Raw genomic sequence first — 16,256 nt, 5'->3', positions numbered from 1 at the left:
TTCTCATCCCGGGACCACCGGCGCCTGGCTTCGCCCCAGCCCCTCCAGCACCGCCTGCGCGGCGCGGTCGCCCGGATTCGGGCCGCCGCGGCCCAGCCGCTCCATTGTGACGGCCATCGCCTCGACCTGCGCCTCAGGCGCCTCGAGCACGGAGAGCAGCGCGTCGGCGATTGGAGCGGGTCGGCAGTCCTTGCCGATGAATTCCGGAATGGCGCGGGTCTCGGAGACCAGATTGACCAGGGTCACCGTATCCACCAGCAGCATCCGCCCGATGATCTGGCGCGAGAGCCAGCCCATGTCATAGGCCACCACCATCGGCGTGCCCGCCGCCGCGAGCTCGAGCGAGACGGTGCCCGAGGCCGCGAGCGCCACGTCGGCGGCGGCGAAGGCGGCGCGCTTCTCGGCGGCCATGGCCTCGCCCAGCTCGCGAGGGTCGAGCACCAGCGGCGCTTCGGCCCAGCTCGCGCAAAGCTCCTCGACCAGCGGCGCCACCGGGGCGGCGGCGGGCAAGACGAAGCGCAGTTCCGGGCGCTCCTGCTGCAGCCGCGCGACGACCTCGCCGAAGACCGGCGCCAGCCGTGAGACCTCGGAGCGGCGCGAGCCGGGCAGGATCAGCGCCAGCGGCGCGTCGCCCAACCCATGCCGCACGCGGAAGGCCGCGGCCTCCTCGGGCGTGGCCTGCGGCTCGGTCACCACTGGGTGGCCGACGAAATCGCAGCGCATCCCGGCGGCTTCCATATAGGATGGCTCGAAGGGCAGCAGCGCCAGCACCTGGTCGACATGTCGCGCCATCTTGGTCGCGCGCTTCGGCCGCCAGGCCCAGACCGTGGGGGCCACGTAATGCACCACGCGAATATCGGAGCGCGCCTTGACCAGCTCGGCCACCCGCAACGAGAATTCCGGCAGGTCGACGGTGATCAGCACATCCGGTTTCGCGGCGATGATCGCCTCGGCGGTCTCGCGGATGCGGGCCTTGAGCTTGCCGTATTGGCGCAGGATCTCGGTGATCCCCATGACCGAGATTTCGTCCATCGGGAACAGGCTCTCGAGCCCCTGCGCGATCATCCGCTCGCCGCCGATGCCGGTGAACTGGACCCCGGGCACCCGTGCCTTGAGCCCTTCCATCAGCGCTGCTCCGAGCTTGTCGCCCGAGGGCTCGCCCGCGGTGATATAGACTTTCATGCCTCGCGCTCCCGCACCCAGAGAAACAGACCGGCGGCATCGAGCTCTCGAACCATCGCGGCCCGGTCGAGCATCATCACGCCGCCCGCGGACAGGACGATGCCCGAGAGCCCCGCCCGGATGGCGCCCCTGGCGGTGCGGGGGCCGACCACCGGCAGATCGGCGCGGTGGTCCTGCCCCGGCTTCTCGGCCTTGTAGAGCACGCCGCCGGCGGCGGTCTCGAGCGCATCGATCATGGCATCGGTGCCGGCCTCGTCCTCGCGTGCCAGCACCGCGCCGTCGCGGATCACACAGGCCTGCCCGAAATCGCGGGCGCCCTGCTCGGCGCTCACCCGGTCGCCGAGACGCGCCGCTGCGATGGCGGCGGCGTCGGGCTGGACCTGTGTCAGGACACCGGCGGGCGGCAGCAGGTCGGGGGCGGCTTCATGCGCGCCCACCACCTCGAAGCCCGCCCCCTCGAGCAGGCCGATGACGATGCGCAGCGCGCCATCATCGCCGCGTTTCAGCGCCCGGCGGAAGGCGGGCAGCATCAGCACCGTGCGCCAGTCAAGGCGACTGAGTTTGATCTCCGGTCGGGCGACGCGGCCGACCATGCAGATCCGCGTCACGCCGCGCCGGCGCAGCCAGTGCAGGAAGCTGCCCAGCGTCTCGATGCGAAAGCTGCGGTCCACCGGGAGCCCCTCGGGCACATGCGGCTCGAGGGCGCAGATCAGAGGGCGCCCCGGGCAGGCCTCGGCCACCGCGCGGGGCAAGGCGCCCTGCCCTGCGATCAGCGCCAGCATGCGCTCAGCCCGGGGTCAGGAAATGACGGTCGCTGTCGCCGAGGATGAAATCGACGATCTCGCGCACATACTCGCTCTGGGTCTCGTCCCCGAGCCGCTTGGCGCGATCGGCAAAGGCCCCTTCGCCCTGCGCCAGCATCTGGAACGCAGCGCGCAGCGCAGTGATGTCGGCCCGGCTCACGCCGCGGCGCTTCAGCCCCACGAGATTGAGCCCGTCGAGCTTGCCCCGGGGCGCCTGCACGAGGCCGTAGGGGATCACGTCGTTGGTGACCATGGTCACCGCGCCGATGATCGCGCCGCGCCCGATGCGCACCCACTGGTGCACGCCCGACAGGCCGCCCACGATCACGTCATCCTCGATCACGCAATGCCCGGCAACGGCGGAGTTGTTGACCAGGATCACCCGGTCGCCGACATGGACGTCATGCGCCACGTGGCAGCCGGCCATGAACAGCCCGTCATCGCCGACGCGGGTCACGCCGCCACCGCCGTCGGTGCCGGAGTTCATCGTCACGTGCTCGCGGATGCGGTTGCGTTTGCCGACGACGAGGCTGGTGCTTTCGCCACGGAACTTGAGATCCTGCGGGATCTCGCCGATCACCGCGAAGGAGAAGATCACGGTCTCCTCGCCGATCTCGGTGCGCCCGGTAACGACCACGTGCGATTTCAGCTCGACGCGCGGCCCCAGAACCACCTCGGGGCCGACATGGCAGAACGGGCCGATGATGCAGCCCTCGCCAATCTGCGCCCCGTCCTCGATGACGGCAGACGGATGGATCTGTGTCTCGGTCACGCCGGCAGGTCCATCATCGCGGTGAATTCGACTTCGCAGGCCATCTCGCCCTCGACCTCGGCCACGCCGCCGAACTTCCAGACCTTGCCGCCGGGCTTGCCGCGCAGGGTCGTGAGGTTCATGCGCAGCTGGTCGCCGGGGACGACCATCCGGCGGAACTTGCACTTGTCGATGGCCATGAAATAGACCTTCAGATCCTTGTCGGCGAGATCGAGCGCGGTGCCCACCATGACGGCGGCGGTCTGCGCCATCGCCTCGGCGATGGTGACGCCGGGCATGATCGGCTGGCCCGGGAAATGGCCCTGGAAATGCGGCTCGTTCATGGTGACGTTCTTGATGCCGACCGCCGACTTGTAGCCGTCGATCTCGATCACCCGGTCGACCAGAAGGAAGGGATACCGGTGCGGCAGAATGCGCTGGATCAGCTGGATATCCGCGGTGAGCAACGTGTCGGTCATGGTGTTTTCCTGTCGATCTGTTGCCCTGTCCCTAGCAATAGCGGCGTGACGGGGCAAGCGCCGAGCGGTCAGGGCTGGGCGGCGGGAGCGGTCTCGGCGCCGTCCTCCGGCGCCGCACCATCCCCGATTGCGGCGTCGATCCGTGCGATGGCGGCATCGGTGATGTCGATCACGTCCTCGGAGAGGAAGACCGAGCGCTTGTCGAGGATCACCACGGCACCCGCCTCGCGCATGATCCGGTCGATCACCGGCTCGGCCGCCGCGATGAAGCGGCGTCGCTCTTCCTCGGAGAGCTCACCGATGGCGCGGGCCTTGGCATCCTGCTCCCGGCGCAGCGCCTGCACCTTCTCGTCGAAGGCATCGGCCAGCTCGCGGAAGGCCAGCGCATCGAGTTCGGCCCGCTTCTCGGTGAGGGCACGCTCCTCGGCGGTGAGCTCAGCCTCGATGCGCCGGTTCTCCGCCGCGATCTCGGCGCCTTCCGCCTCGAGCGTGCGCGCCACGCGCTCGCCATAGGCGCTCTCGGAAAACAGCCGGTCGAACTCTACCGTCAGGATCGCGCTCTCGACAATCCCGGGCGCCGCGTCCTGCGCGGACGCGGTCCCAGCGGCCCATCCCAGGCCGAGCGCAAGCGCGCAGAGCCTCAGAGCACGCCTCATCTCAGAACTCGGTCGAGACGGTCAGGCTGAAGTTCTGCTCGTTGTCCTTGTCTTCCTTGGTGATCGGACGCGAGAAGTTGAGCCGGAGCGGCCCGAGCGCCGAGTCCCAGAACACCGAGACGCCGATGGCGTGACGCAGGCTGAAATCCTCGTAGAGGACATCATTGGTGGTGGAGGAGACGGTTTCGTCATCCAGGCCCCAGACCGAGCCCATGTCGTAGAACAGGCCGCCGCTGATGCCGTATTCATCCGGCAGGCCGAGCGGGAACTCCGCCTCGAAGCGCATGACGGCGAAATAGTTGCCGCCGAGCGAGTCGTCGACATCTTCTGCCTTGTTGTATTCGCGCGGGCCGATGCCGCCATACTCGAAGCCCCGGAAGGTCGAGTCGCTGAGGCGGAAACGGTCGGTCACGCGGCTCACACCGCTGGTGTAGTTGATCGCGCCGGCCTCCAGCGAGGCACGCAGCGTGACTTCCTCGTTCCAGACCTTGCGCTGCGCGATGGCGCGCAGGTTGGTGCGGATGAAGCTGGTATCGCCGCCGAGACCGCCGAAATCCTGACCGAACTCGAGCAGCACGCCGGCATTGGGATCGAGCCCGTCGCGGCGGGTGTCCCAGCTGAACGTGTAGCCGAGGCTGCTGTCCCAGCGCTCGCCCAGCTCTTCCTCGGCGCGGATGATCTGGCCGGTGTCCCCCTCGTCGGTGTTGAGGATGTCACTGTATTCCAGCGTGTAGCGCAGGCTCAGGCGTCCGAAATCCGACACCGGGAAGCCGATGCTCGGGCGGAAGATGCCCTTGGCGGTATCGAACTCGGCATATTCCTGTTCGGTCGAGGTGTAGCTCGCGCCGAGGCCGAAGCTGAGGTCGCGGCCCAAGAAGGCCGGCTCGACGAAGTTGAAGGAGTAGTTGTTGTTGGTCGACGCGGTGCTGACGCCGAGCGACAGGCGCTGGCCGCGGCCGAGGAAGTTGCGCTCGCTGAACGAGATCGCGAGGCCGATGCCGTTCGAGGTCGAGTAGGAGCCGCCGAAGCTGATCGAGCCGGTGGGCTGTTCCTCGACATTGACGTCGATGATGACCTGCTGCGGCGTGGTGCCCTCGCGCGCGTTGACGTCGGCGGTGGAAAAATACCCCAACGCACGGATGCGCTCGGCCGCCTGTCGGATGGCCCGCGGGTTGAACGGATCGCCCTCGGCGGTGTCGAACTGGCGCCGCACCACGCGGTCGAGCGTTGTGGTGTTGCCCTCGATGTCGATGCGCTCGACGAAGATCCGCTCGCCGCGGGTCATTTCGAAGGTCACGTCGAGGGTCTGGGTGCGGTCGTTGCGGGTGATGCGGGGATCGACGCGAACGAAGGTCAGCCCTTCCTGCACGCCGAGCCGTTCGAGACGGGCGATCTCGTTCTCGACGGTCGACGGCGAGTAGGTCTGGCCCGACTTCATCTTGATGGCGTCGCGGAAAAGCTCGGTATCGACCTCGGGGAGATCGGACTCGACGCTGATTTGACCGATGTTGAACTGCTGGCCTTCCTCGACGTTGAAGGTGACGAAATATGCGTCACGCTCGGAGGCCAGCTCGGCATTCACCCCGGTGATGCGGAAATCGACATAGCCGCGCGAGGAATAGAAATCCTGAAGCAGCTGCCGGTCGAACTCGATCCGATCGGCGATGAAGGTGTCCTTGGTGATGATCGCGCGCAGCAGGCCGGCCTGCTTGGTCTCGAGCACGCGGCGCAGGCGGCGGTCGCTGAACTCGGTATTGCCGACGAAGGCGATGCGCTCGACCTCGGTCACGCCGCCCTCGAAGATCTCGTAGACCAGATCGACGCGGTTGTCGGAGCGCTTGATCAGCTTCGGGGTCACCCGGGCGGCGATGCGGCCCTGCTGGGTATAGGCCTCGGCGATGGCGTTGGCATCCTGCTCGGCGGCGCTGGGGCTGTAGACCCGGCGCGGCTGCGCGGTCACGATGGTCGCGAGATCCTCGTCCTTGATGCGGCGATTGCCCTCGAAGACGATGCGGTTGACCGTCGGATACTCGGTCACGCGGATCACCAGCGTGTTGCCCTGCGGCACGATCTCGACGGTCTCGAAGAGCCCGGAGGCGACGATGCGCTGGTAGGCGGCGTTCAGCTCGCCACCCGAGACCGGCGCACCGCGTGCGATGCCGGCATAGCTCAGGATGGTGCCGGCCTCGATACGCTGGTTGCCCTCGATCGAGACGTTGCTGAACGAGAATGTCTGGGCTTGGGCCGGAGCGGGAAGCGCCGTGAAAGCCATTGAAATCGCGACGGAAAGCGCCGCCAGCGAGCTGCCAATTTTAAGATTGCGCGCGCCGCACAGGAGGCTGGCCCCCGATAGCCCTTGGGTCATCCTTCAATCCACTCCGCCTTCGTTTTTTAACGTGAGTATCGGGATTGAAGAACCTTGTCAAAAGCCGAAACGGTTGGATTTCAGAGCGATCCGAGAAAGGCGCCCAAATACAACGCGACGGCAATCGCGAAGATGCTGAGCAGGCGATCCAGGTTGATCATGACGAGCAGGCCGAGGCCGCGATATCCGGTTTGAATCGTGTGCATGGTGGTCCAGCCGGGTTCCAGTGATTGGTTTCCGAACCGTTTCTATCCACGCATTGCGGCTGATTTGCGGCAGCCTCCGCACGAAAACGCGGCGATGGTCCTCGTGCGGAGCGCCCTGCCTCAGGGGCAGAAGAGATCGTTGGTCAGTGCGAAGGTCATCAGCGACAGAATCAGGATCAGGCCGATCGACATCAGCACGTTGAGCGCCTTGTCGGAGGGCGGCTTACCGGTCACCGCTTCCCAGGCGTGAAACACCAGGTGGCCGCCGTCGAGAACCGGCACCGGGAACAGGTTGAGCAGGCCCACCGCGGTCGACAGCACGGCGATGAAGGTGATGAAGCTCTGCCCGCCCTGGCTCGCCATCGCGCCGCTGGTCTGGGCGATGCCGATCGGGCCCGAGAGGTTGCACGACGAGATGTTGCCGATCACCATGTTCCAGAGCCCCGAGAGCGAGCCCGAGATGATGTCGCCGGTGCGCTGCACGCCGCCGAGGAAGGCGTCGACCGGGCCGATCATGCTGGTCGCCGGCTCGAAGGCCAGCCCTCCCACGATGCCGATGCGATAGACCGCCTGGTAGCCGCCATCCGGCAGCGGCTCGTCGGTGCGCTTCGGTGTCATCGCAAGCTCGAGAGTTTCGCCCTCGCGCCACACCGTGAGATCGAGCGACGCGCCCTCCGAGCCCTCGACCTTCTCCTTGAGCTGCTCGAAGGCGAAGGCCTCTTCGCCATCGATGCTCAGGATGATGTCGCCCGGTTCGAGCCCGGCCTCGTTGGCGGCCGAGCGCGGCACGATCTGGGTGGCGAGCGGCGGATAGACATAGGGCCCGTCGACCTCGAGCTCCTGCCCGTCGCGGGCGACGGTATAGGGCAGGACCGGCTCATGCGGCAGGTCGCGCATGAAGGCCTCGAAGCCTTCGCTGTCATCGAAGGCGGGCAGCGGCGCGCCGTTGATGGCGAGGATCTCGTCGCCCTCGCGCAGCTCCTGCGCCACCGGCAGCGCCCGCAGGTCGCCCACGGTGAAGGGCTCGGTCACCCTGCCCTGCACCATGAAGAGCCCGGTGAAGATCAGGATGGTCAGCGCGAAGTTGAACACCGGTCCGGCGGCCACGGTGGCGGCCCGCGCCCAGAGCGGCGCGCCGTTCATCGTGCGCCGGCGCTCGGCCTCGCTCATATGCGCGAGGCTGTCGAGATCGGCGCCGCCGCTGGCATTGGCGTCGCCCTTGAACTTGACGTAGCCGCCGAACGGAAGCGCCGCGATCTGCCACTTGGTGCCGCGCTTGTCGTAGCGCGAGTAGATCACCGGCCCGAAGCCGAGCGAGAACACATCCGCATCGATCCCGGACCAGCGCCCGACGATGTAATGGCCGTATTCATGGATGGCCACGATCACCGAAAGCGCCACGACGAAGGCGACGAGCGTGTAGAGCACGCCTCCGAATTGCGGGATCAGCTGCGCTAGGTCCAAAAGCTCTACCTCTCACTTGTTTTCATTATTTCGTCCGCAGTCCTACGGGCGAAATGGTCAGCCGCAAGCACGTTATCAAGATCGATCCCGGCTGCAATAAGGCCGGATTGGGCCGACGCACGCTGAAGTGTTTCCTCGACAACCTCGGCCATCTGCTGGAAACCGATGCGCTTTTCGATGAAGGCGTCGAGCGCGCGCTCCTTGGCGGCGTTGAACACCGCGCCCGAGAGCCCGCCCGCCTGCATCACCTCGCGCGCCAGCCGCAGCGCCGGCCAGCGGGTCTCGCAGGCCTCGCGGAACGTGAACTGCCCCATCTTCACCAGATCGAGCCGCTCCACCGGAAGCGTGCGGCGGCGCGGGTGGTGCAGCGCGAAGCCGATGGCGTGACGCATGTCGGGCGGGCCCACATGGGCCATCAGCGCGCCGTCGTTGAAGCCCACCAGCGCGTGAATCATCGATTCAGGGTGCACCAGCACCTCGATGAGCCCCGGGTCGATGTCGAAGAATTCCTTGGTCTCGATGAGCTCGAGCGCCTTGTTGAACATCGAGGCGCTGTCGATGGTGATGCGCTGGCCCATGTCCCAGTTGGGATGGGTCGCGGCCTGCTCGGGCGTGGCCTCGGCCAGCTTCTCGAGCGGCCAGTCGCGAAAGGCGCCGCCACTTGCGGTGATGATGACCCGCTCGACGGCGCTGAGATCCTCGCCGATCAGTGCCTGGAAGACGGCCGAATGCTCGCTGTCCACCGGCAGCACCGTGCCGCCATGGCTGCGCGCGGTCTGCATCACCAAGGGGCCGGCGCAGACCATGCTCTCCTTGTTCGCCAGCGCCAGGGTCGCGCCGTGCTCGAGCGCCGCCAGCCCCGGCGGCAGCCCCGCAGCGCCGACGATGGCCGACATCACCCAGTCCGCCGGGCGCCGCGCGGCCTCGATCAGCGCGGTCTCGCCCGCCGCCGCCTCGACACCGCTACCGGCCAGCCGCTCCCGCAGCTCCGGCAGCAGCGCCTCGTCGGCGGTGACGGCGATCTCGGCCTTCAGCGCGCGGGCATCCTGCGCCAGCTGCGCGATGTTGCGCCCGCCGCTCAGCGCCACCACGTGGTAGGCCTCGGGGTCGCGCTGGATCAGGTCGATGGTGTTCTGCCCGATGGAGCCGGTGGCTCCGAAAATCGAGATTCGTCTCATTCAAGCCCCGGGGGAAAGTCCACGATCTGGCCCGCGATCAGCAGGAACAGCGCCGCGCCCAGCATGCCGTCGAAGCGGTCGAGCAGGCCGCCATGGCCGGGCAGCAGGTTGGAGCTGTCCTTGACCCCGGCCCGGCGCTTGATCGTGCTCTCCGCCATGTCGCCGATCTGGCTGGCCATGGAGATCGCGATCGAGATGCCCATGAGCCCGGCCCCGGCATGGGTGGTGCCTGCGAAGATCAGGCCGACGATTGCGGCCCCGAGCCAGCCGGCGATGGCGCCGGACCAGGTCTTCTTGGGGCTGACACGCGGCCAGAGCTTCGGCCCGCCGAAGGTGCGCCCGGCGAAATAGCCGCCCACATCGGTGATCACCACGACGCAGACCAGCCAGAGCATCCAGACCAAGCCGAAATCCGAGCGCAGCTTCATGAATCCGTAACCCGCGAGCAATATCATCGCGGTGAAGACGGCAAAGGTCACGCCGCCGCGCTCCATCCGGCCGAAGCCCGCCATCGACGGAAGCAGCAGCAGCGGCAAGGCAAAGGCCGGAGGCAGGTAAGGTGTGGCCAGGGCGCAGAGCCCCGCCAGAATGCCGAGGATGTTGGCAGACTTGTCGCGCGCGGTATCCACCATGCGCACGAGTTCCCAGACCATGATGCCACAGGCGAGCGAGATGAAAGCGCGCCAGGCGAGCCCGCCGATCCACACCGCGGCCAGCGCCAAGGCGATCAGAACCGCCGCCGAGAGCACCCGGGGCTTGAGGTCGGTCCATCGTGAGCCAGTCATGCCTTCACGCCCCCGTAGCGCCGTTCGCGTGAGCCGTAGGCGCTCACAAGGGAGCCGAACTCTGCGGCGCTGAAATCGGGCCAGAGCGTGTCGACGAATTCATATTCGGCATAGGCCGATTGCCAGAGCAGGAAGTTCGAGATCCGCGCCTCGCCGCTGGTCCGGATCACCAGATCGGGATCGGGCAGAACGCAGGTATCGAGATATTTCGGCAGCGTCTCCTCGTCGACGCTGGCCGGGTCGAGCCGACCCGCCGCCACGTCCTCCGCAAGGCGCTTGGTGGCGCGTGCCACCTCGTCACGGCCGCCGTAATTGATCGCGATGGTGAGGTTCACCCCGGTGCAGCCGGCGGTGAGCTGCTCGAGCTCGTCCATCAGGGTGACCAGCTTCTTGTCGAGCCGCACCCGGTCGCCGATGAAGCGCACGCGGACGTTCTCGCCCAGAAGCGAGCGCGCTTCCTTGGTGATGTAGCGCCGGAACAGGCTCATCAGCCCCGCGACCTCGGATTGGGTGCGCTTCCAGTTCTCGGTGGAGAAGGCGAAGATCGTCACATAGCCAACGCCCAGATCCGGGCAGGCCTCGACGATCTCGCGCACCCGCTTGGCCCCGGCATGGTGGCCGAACAGCCGCGGACGGCCGCGGCGCTGTGCCCAGCGGCCGTTGCCGTCCATGATGATCGCCACATGACGCGGACCGGCGCCATCGCGGATCGGTTTGGGCATGTAAGGCCCCTCCCTTTGCCTCTGGCGCCGCCGGTCGGGCTCAGACCTGCATGATCTCTTCCTGCTTCGTCTCCAGCGCCTGATCGACCTTCTTGATATAGGTGTCGGTCAGCTCCTGGACCTCGGCTTCCCAGAATTTCTGGTCATCCTCGGCCATGCCGTCGGCCTTGGCCTTCTTGATCTGGTCCATGCCATCGCGGCGCACGTTGCGAACCGCAACCCGGGCATGCTCGGCATATTGGCCGGCGACCTTGCTGAGCTCGCGGCGGCGCTCCTCGTTGAGCTCGGGAATCGGCAGCATGATGATGGTGCCGTTCATCTGGGGGTTGATTCCCAGCCCCGACTCGCGGATCGCCTTCTCGACCTTGTTCACCAGGCCCTTGTCCCAGACATTGATGGTGACCATGCGCGGCTCGGGCACGTTTACCGTGCCGACCTGGTTGATCGGGGTCATCTGGCCATAGGCTTCGACCTGCACCGGCTCGAGCATCGAAGCCGAGGCGCGGCCGGTGCGGAGCGAGGCGAATTCGGTGCGCAGGTTCGACATGGCGCCGTCCATGCGGCGCTTGAGATCGTCGGTATCGAGTTCGAAATCTTCTGACATGTTGGTCTGCCCGCTCAGGTGTTTTTCGTTCCGACCGCTTTCTAAGGCAGGAAACTTGGGATGTATAGCCGTTTGCACGAAACGCCGGCTTACCCCGCGGCTCGCTTGACAGTCTCCCGGGCCGATGAAAACGTCGCCCGACAGGACAGCGCCCATCAGAAGGAGAGCCGCTTGCCTCGCTCCCATTCCACCTTCGTCGTGATCGGCCTCGGCGCCTTCGGCAGCACCGTCGCACAGGAACTCGCGCGCTTCGGCAACCATGTCATGGGGGTCGATTCCGACGAGAAACTCGTGGCCCGCCTGGCCGACACGCTGACCGCCACAGCGATCCTCGACACCACCGACGAGACCGCCATGCGCGAGGCCGGCATCGACCAGTACGATGTGGCGCTCTGCGCCATCGGCTCCGACATCCAGTCGAGCATCCTGACAACGATGAACCTGCGGTTGCTCGGGCTCGACCGGATCTGGGTCAAGGCCGCGAACCGCACCCATCACCGCATTCTGTCGAAACTCGGCGCAGACCGGGTGATCCTGCCCGAGCAGGAAATGGGCCGCCACACCGCGCAGATGCTGAACAACCCGGCGATGAAGGACTATGTCAGCCTCGGCAATGGCTACAGCGTGGTCAACATCCTGCTGCCCGAGCGGCTCGACGGTGTACCGATCGAGAAACTGAAGCTCGAGGACCGCCCGGACCTGCGGCTTCTCGGGCTGATGCGCGGCACCGAGTTCCGCGACTGCAGCAACCCCGCCGCAACGCTGCAGAAGGACGACCGCCTACTGCTGCTGGGCAAGCGCGGGGACCTGCGGGCCTTCGGCGAAGAGCTCTGATCGCCATGACATTCGGCTTCAACGTCCCGCAGCAGCGCCTCGCGCGCCGGCTGTTGCACGTCTCGCCGCCGCTGAGCCTCGCGGCGCTTTACCTAGTCTTCACCGTGCTGGGCGCGCTCAGCTTCAAGCTTCCCGGCGCCACGCTGCACCCGATGACCTGGTCGGAGGCCTTCTTCACCGCCACCTCGGCGGTGACGGTGACCGGGCTGTCGGTGGTCGACCCGGTGGGCGCGTTCACCATGTTCGGCGAGGCGGTGCTGATGGTGCTGATCCAGCTCGGCGGGCTCGGACTGATGACCTTCGCGGTGCTGGTGCTGGCGGCGCTCAGGGTGCCGGTGGGGCTCACCGGGCAGATCTACCTGCGCGAGGAGCTGAACCAGAGCTCGATCCACCGGCTGATGCGCCTGGTGAAGCGGATCTTCCAGGTGGTGCTGATCTGCGAACTCGTGGGCGCGGCGCTGCTGGCGGTGAGCTTCGTGCCGATGCTGGGGCTCGGGCGCGGGCTCTGGGTGGCGCTGTTCCACTCGGTCTCGGCCTTCAACAATGCCGGCTTCTCGACCTTCTCGACCGGGCTCGTGCCCTTCGCCGCCGATCCGATGGTAAACATCGTGATCCCGCTGCTCTTCATCGTGGGCGGCATCGGCTACGTGGTGATCGACGACATCGCCCGGCTGCGCCGCTGGGCGCGGTTCTCGCTGCACACCAAGATCATGCTGACCGGGAGTGCGGTGCTGATCCTCTGGGGCTGGGGCGCCTTCGCGGCGCTCGAATGGCACAACCCGGAGACGCTCGGGCAGTTCGACAGCGCCCCGGTGCGGATGATGGTGGCGTGGTTCCAGGGGGTGACGCCGCGCACCGCCGGGTTCAACACCATCGACGTGGCCGGCATGCATGACAGCACCGCGCTGATGGTGATCTCGCTGATGCTGATCGGCGGCGGGCCGACCTCGACCGCGGGCGGCATCAAGGTGACCACATTCGTGGTCATGTGCCTCGCCACGGTGGCCTTCTTCCAGCGCCGCACCCAGCTCAACGCCTTCGGCCGCTCGATCAGCCTGCCGGAGGTGCTCAAGGTCATGGCGCTCACCGCGATCAGCGTCGTGCTGGTGTTCATCGGGGTGTTCATCCTGAGCGCCACGCAGGAAGGCCATTTCCTCGACGTGAGCTTCGAGGTCGCCTCGGCCTTCGGCACGGTCGGCCTGTCGCGCGGCTTCACCGGCGAGCTGACCGAGCCGGGACGCGTGGTGATCATGGTGATCATGTTCATCGGCCGCGTCGGCCCGCTGACGCTGGGCTATTTCCTCGCCACCCGCTCGGTTCCGCGGGTGCGCTTTCCGGAAGGCCGCATCCACCTGGGCTGAAGGCCAGATCCCTGCGTTTGCCCGGGATCGGCGCGGCTTGGCAAGCGGACAAGGGGGCGCTGCCCCCTCTTGGCGCTACGCGCCAATTCACCCCCGAGGTATTTGGAAACCAGAGAAGGTCAGGGCGATGCGCCCCTGTCTTCTCTTCGTCAAAAATACTCCCGCCGGAGGCAGGCCCGACGCTCCCGCCCGGTACGGCGCCGCAGAACAGGGCGCGCCGGGGACGGCTTCAGCCGCTGACGGTCGTGTAGGTGCCCTGCCCGGCAAGGATGCCGCGGAACCCGCCCGGCTCGTCGAGCGAGAAGACGATGATCGGCAGGTTGTTGTCGCGGGCGAGCGCGATGGCGGAGGCGTCCATCACCTTGAGGTTCTTCACCAGCACGTCGTCGTAGCTGACATTGTCGTAGCGCACCGCGTCGTCGTGCTTGACCGGGTCCTTGTCGTAGACGCCGTCGACCTTGGTGCCCTTGAAGATCGCCTCGCAGGCCATCTCGTTGGCGCGCAGCGTGGCGGCGGTGTCTGTGGTGAAATAGGGGTTGCCGGTGCCGGCGGCGAAGATGCAGACGCGCTTCTTCTCGAGGTGGCGCACGGCGCGGCGGCGGATATAGGGCTCGGCCACCTCGTCCATGCGGATGGCCGAGATCACCCGGGTGAACACGCCCAGTTCCTCCAGCGCCGACTGCATCGCCAGCGCGTTCATCACCGTGGCCAGCATGCCCATGTAGTCGGCGGTGGTGCGCTCCATGCCCTGGGCCGAGCCGGCGAGGCCGCGGAAGATGTTGCCGCCGCCGATCACCATGCAGATCTCGACGCCCATGTCGTGCACGCTCTTCACCTCGCGCGCGATGCGCTCGACGGTGGGCGGGTTCAGGCCGTAGCCCTGCTCGCCCATCAGCGCCTCCCCGGAGATTTTCAGCAGGACGCGTTTGAAGGTGGTCTGCGGTGCCTCGGCCATGTTGAACTCCGTCGCTGAGAGGGGATATGCTGCGCGCCATATGTGGCGGAAAACCTGCGCCGCTGCAATGGCGCAGGATGTGGGGGTGAGCGGTGATCGGTGCCGGCTTGGGAGACAGACTCGCGCGCCTTGCGCCGGACCCGGAGCGCCCGGTCCTGATCGCCGGTCCGACCGCCAGCGGCAAGTCGGCACTGGCGCTGGAGATCGCGGCCCGGCATGGCGGGGTGATCGTCAATGCCGATGCGATCCAGGTGTTTTCCGACTGGCGCGTGCTGACCGCGCGGCCCTCGCCCGAGGAAGAGGCGCAGGCGCCGCACAGGCTCTATGGTCACGTTCCGGGCAGCCAAGCCTATTCCGTGGGCGAATGGCTGAGGGATCTGGCGCCGATTCTCGAGGGCCCCGAGCGCCCGATCATCGTCGGCGGCACCGGGCTCTATCTCACCGCGCTCACCGAGGGGCTGGCCGAGATCCCGGCAACGCCGCCGGAGATTCGCCAGAGCGCCATGGCGCGGCTGGAGGAGGGCGCGCTACAGGCCATGGTCGCCGAGCTCGACCCGGAGACCCGCGCCCGCATCGACATCAACAACCCGATGCGCGTACAGCGCGCCTGGGAGGTGCTGCGCGCGACCGGCCGCGGCATCGCCGCGTGGCAGGACGAGACCCCTGCCCCGATGCTGCCGCTGACGCGCTGCCAGCCGATCCTGTTCGACGCCCCGAAGCACTGGCTCACGCCGCGCATCGAGGCGCGGTTCGACAAGATGATCGACGAGGGCGCGCTCGACGAGGCCCGCGCCAACCTCGCTACATGGACGCCCGACCTGCCCTCGGCCAAGGCGATCGGCGCCGCCGAGCTGATCGCCCATCTGAAGGGCGAGCTCAGCCTCGCGGAGGCGGCGAGCCGCGCCACCATCCTGACCCGGCAATTCGCCAAGCGCCAGCGCAGCTGGTTCCGCGCCCGGATGCGCGACTGGCCGCAGATCGTCCCCGCCGGGGCAGGCTCCGAGGCGGGCGCGTGAGCGCCGCTGCCGCCATGACCGCGCCCGTCAGGGTCGCGTCTCTGGGGCAGCTTCCCGGATGGCAATACCGCCTGCTGCACGACCGCCCCGAGCACACGCTGATCTGGCTCACCCGCGGCCAGGGCCGCGCCATCGTCGAGGGCCTGCGGCGCGGCCTCGGACCGCATAACGCCCTGTTCATCCCGGCCGGGACGCTGTTCGCGCTCGAGCCGGGGATGCAGAGCCTCGGGCTGGTGATGCACTGCCCCGCGGGCGGCGGGCTCTGGCCCGACGGCATCCGCCATCTGCGCGTGCGCGAAGGCAGCGCCCAGGGCGAGCTCACCGGCCTGCTCGACGCGATGATGCGCGAGCAGACCCAGCAGCGCGGCCTCCTCACCGAGGCGCTCGCGGCCCATGCCAGCCTGGTCGCGGTCTGGCTGCAGCGCCAGGGCGTGGCGGCAGCGCAGGAGACCGGCAAGCCCAACGCGGCGCAGCGGCTCATGCGGCTCTATGCCGGCGCGCTCTGCGCCGGGTTCCGCAGCGACCGCGGCGTGTCGGACTACGCCGCCGCCCTCGGCGTGACGCCGACCCACCTGACCCGCACCGCCCGCACCGCCTGCGACCGTACCGCCGCAGCGATGCTGGCCGAGCGCAAGCTGCACGAGGCGCAGCGCCTGCTGACCCAGCCCGATCCGCCGGTCAATCGCATCGCCGAGAGCCTCGGTTTCCACAGCGCGCCCTATTTCACCCGCTTCATCCGCAGCCATACCGGCCATTCGCCCACCGAGATCCGCCGTGGACAGCGTGCGGCGGGTGGCCGTCCAGGGCTGCGCCACTAGCGGGCTGACACCGGAAAATCCTTGCCCCTTCGGGCAGATATGGGGTTTCATCTGCGGCGACGGACTCTGCCACCGCG

17 protein-coding genes are annotated in these 16,256 nt (G+C 67.6%); 4 read left to right on the top strand and 13 right to left on the bottom strand.

The annotated features are described in order from the left end of the window. Window positions 1–3: 3 nt before the first annotated feature. From lpxB to frr, 12 genes are all read right to left on the bottom strand, one after another. Window positions 4–1,182 (bottom strand): lipid-A-disaccharide synthase, encoded by a 1,179-nt coding sequence (gene lpxB, locus KUV62_RS18925; protein ID WP_222605286.1) that lies wholly within the window; start codon window positions 1,180–1,182, stop codon window positions 4–6. Continuing rightward, window positions 1,179–1,964, bottom strand: coding sequence for an LpxI family protein (locus tag KUV62_RS18920; protein WP_222605285.1), 786 nt, complete (start codon window positions 1,962–1,964; stop codon window positions 1,179–1,181). The genes lpxB and KUV62_RS18920 overlap by 4 nt, the downstream gene beginning before the upstream one ends. Before the next feature lie 4 nt (window positions 1,965–1,968). Beyond that, complete coding sequence (gene lpxA, locus KUV62_RS18915) at window positions 1,969–2,757, bottom strand: acyl-ACP--UDP-N-acetylglucosamine O-acyltransferase (RefSeq protein ID WP_222605284.1); 789 nt, start codon at window positions 2,755–2,757, stop codon at window positions 1,969–1,971. Beyond that, window positions 2,754–3,215, bottom strand: coding sequence for a 3-hydroxyacyl-ACP dehydratase FabZ (fabZ, locus tag KUV62_RS18910; protein ID WP_222605283.1), 462 nt, complete (start codon window positions 3,213–3,215; stop codon window positions 2,754–2,756). The genes lpxA and fabZ overlap by 4 nt, the downstream gene beginning before the upstream one ends. Before the next feature lie 68 nt (window positions 3,216–3,283). Then, window positions 3,284–3,871: an OmpH family outer membrane protein gene (locus KUV62_RS18905; protein ID WP_222605282.1), complete on the bottom strand. Its 588-nt coding sequence runs from the start codon at window positions 3,869–3,871 to the stop codon at window positions 3,284–3,286. Window position 3,872: 1 nt separating this feature from the next. Then, window positions 3,873–6,143, bottom strand: a complete 2,271-nt coding sequence (gene bamA / locus KUV62_RS18900; RefSeq protein ID WP_222605281.1) for an outer membrane protein assembly factor BamA — start codon at window positions 6,141–6,143, stop codon at window positions 3,873–3,875. 173 nt (window positions 6,144–6,316) lie between these two features. Beyond that, complete coding sequence (locus KUV62_RS22720; protein WP_261395758.1) at window positions 6,317–6,442, bottom strand: hypothetical protein; 126 nt, start codon at window positions 6,440–6,442, stop codon at window positions 6,317–6,319. A gap of 120 nt (window positions 6,443–6,562) precedes the next feature. After that, window positions 6,563–7,906: an RIP metalloprotease RseP gene (gene rseP, locus KUV62_RS18895; RefSeq protein ID WP_222605280.1), complete on the bottom strand. Its 1,344-nt coding sequence runs from the start codon at window positions 7,904–7,906 to the stop codon at window positions 6,563–6,565. Window positions 7,907–7,911: 5 nt separating this feature from the next. After that, the gene (gene dxr / locus KUV62_RS18890) at window positions 7,912–9,084 is read right to left on the bottom strand and encodes a 1-deoxy-D-xylulose-5-phosphate reductoisomerase (protein WP_222605279.1); all 1,173 of its coding nucleotides are present in this window, start codon (window positions 9,082–9,084) and stop codon (window positions 7,912–7,914) included. After that, complete coding sequence (locus KUV62_RS18885) at window positions 9,081–9,869, bottom strand: phosphatidate cytidylyltransferase (protein WP_222605278.1); 789 nt, start codon at window positions 9,867–9,869, stop codon at window positions 9,081–9,083. The genes dxr and KUV62_RS18885 overlap by 4 nt, the downstream gene beginning before the upstream one ends. Next, entirely contained in the window at window positions 9,866–10,591 is a 726-nt protein-coding gene (gene uppS, locus KUV62_RS18880) for a polyprenyl diphosphate synthase (protein ID WP_222605277.1), read from the bottom strand. The genes KUV62_RS18885 and uppS overlap by 4 nt, the downstream gene beginning before the upstream one ends. Window positions 10,592–10,631: 40 nt before the next feature. Beyond that, window positions 10,632–11,195, bottom strand: coding sequence for a ribosome recycling factor (gene frr / locus KUV62_RS18875; protein ID WP_222605276.1), 564 nt, complete (start codon window positions 11,193–11,195; stop codon window positions 10,632–10,634). A gap of 171 nt (window positions 11,196–11,366) precedes the next feature. Between frr and KUV62_RS18870 the strand changes: the two genes are divergently transcribed. Together KUV62_RS18870 and KUV62_RS18865 are read left to right on the top strand one after the other, a co-directional pair. Then, entirely contained in the window at window positions 11,367–12,029 is a 663-nt protein-coding gene (locus tag KUV62_RS18870; protein WP_222605275.1) for a potassium channel family protein, read from the top strand. Window positions 12,030–12,034: 5 nt separating this feature from the next. After that, window positions 12,035–13,390: a TrkH family potassium uptake protein gene (locus KUV62_RS18865; RefSeq protein WP_222605274.1), complete on the top strand. Its 1,356-nt coding sequence runs from the start codon at window positions 12,035–12,037 to the stop codon at window positions 13,388–13,390. Between the two features lie 229 nt (window positions 13,391–13,619). Here KUV62_RS18865 and pyrH read toward each other — a convergent pair whose 3' ends face one another. Beyond that, a complete protein-coding gene (gene pyrH / locus KUV62_RS18860; protein WP_222605273.1) occupies window positions 13,620–14,345 on the bottom strand; it encodes a UMP kinase in 726 nt (241 codons plus the stop codon). A 107-nt stretch (window positions 14,346–14,452) separates the two neighbouring features. On the opposite strand from pyrH, the gene miaA reads away from it, so the two are divergent. Beyond that, window positions 14,453–15,361, top strand: coding sequence for a tRNA (adenosine(37)-N6)-dimethylallyltransferase MiaA (miaA, locus tag KUV62_RS18855; protein ID WP_222605272.1), 909 nt, complete (start codon window positions 14,453–14,455; stop codon window positions 15,359–15,361). Further along, window positions 15,358–16,179, top strand: coding sequence for a helix-turn-helix transcriptional regulator (locus KUV62_RS18850; protein WP_315901596.1), 822 nt, complete (start codon window positions 15,358–15,360; stop codon window positions 16,177–16,179). The genes miaA and KUV62_RS18850 overlap by 4 nt, the downstream gene beginning before the upstream one ends. The last annotated feature ends 77 nt before the right edge of the window (window positions 16,180–16,256 follow it).

Source organism: Salipiger bermudensis, assembly GCF_019801965.1.
Classification (GTDB): domain Bacteria; phylum Pseudomonadota; class Alphaproteobacteria; order Rhodobacterales; family Rhodobacteraceae; genus Salipiger; species Salipiger bermudensis_A.
This window is presented reverse-complemented; position numbering and strand designations above follow the sequence as displayed.

What these genes read in the sequence shown, in the direction of transcription:
- lpxB (WP_222605286.1), bottom strand. Translation starts at nt 1,182, where the DNA reads ATGAAAGTCTATATCACCGCGGGCGAGCCCTCGGGCGACAAGCTCGGA.
- KUV62_RS18920 (WP_222605285.1), bottom strand. Translation starts at nt 1,964, where the DNA reads ATGCTGGCGCTGATCGCAGGGCAGGGCGCCTTGCCCCGCGCGGTGGCC.
- fabZ (WP_222605283.1), bottom strand. Translation starts at nt 3,215, where the DNA reads ATGACCGACACGTTGCTCACCGCGGATATCCAGCTGATCCAGCGCATT.
- KUV62_RS18905 (WP_222605282.1), bottom strand. Translation starts at nt 3,871, where the DNA reads ATGAGGCGTGCTCTGAGGCTCTGCGCGCTTGCGCTCGGCCTGGGATGG.
- bamA (WP_222605281.1), bottom strand. Translation starts at nt 6,143, where the DNA reads ATGGCTTTCACGGCGCTTCCCGCTCCGGCCCAAGCCCAGACATTCTCG.
- KUV62_RS22720 (WP_261395758.1), bottom strand. Translation starts at nt 6,442, where the DNA reads ATGCACACGATTCAAACCGGATATCGCGGCCTCGGCCTGCTCGTCATG.
- dxr (WP_222605279.1), bottom strand. Translation starts at nt 9,084, where the DNA reads ATGAGACGAATCTCGATTTTCGGAGCCACCGGCTCCATCGGGCAGAAC.
- KUV62_RS18885 (WP_222605278.1), bottom strand. Translation starts at nt 9,869, where the DNA reads ATGACTGGCTCACGATGGACCGACCTCAAGCCCCGGGTGCTCTCGGCG.
- uppS (WP_222605277.1), bottom strand. Translation starts at nt 10,591, where the DNA reads ATGCCCAAACCGATCCGCGATGGCGCCGGTCCGCGTCATGTGGCGATC.
- frr (WP_222605276.1), bottom strand. Translation starts at nt 11,195, where the DNA reads ATGTCAGAAGATTTCGAACTCGATACCGACGATCTCAAGCGCCGCATG.
- KUV62_RS18865 (WP_222605274.1), top strand. Translation starts at nt 12,035, where the DNA reads ATGACATTCGGCTTCAACGTCCCGCAGCAGCGCCTCGCGCGCCGGCTG.
- pyrH (WP_222605273.1), bottom strand. Translation starts at nt 14,345, where the DNA reads ATGGCCGAGGCACCGCAGACCACCTTCAAACGCGTCCTGCTGAAAATC.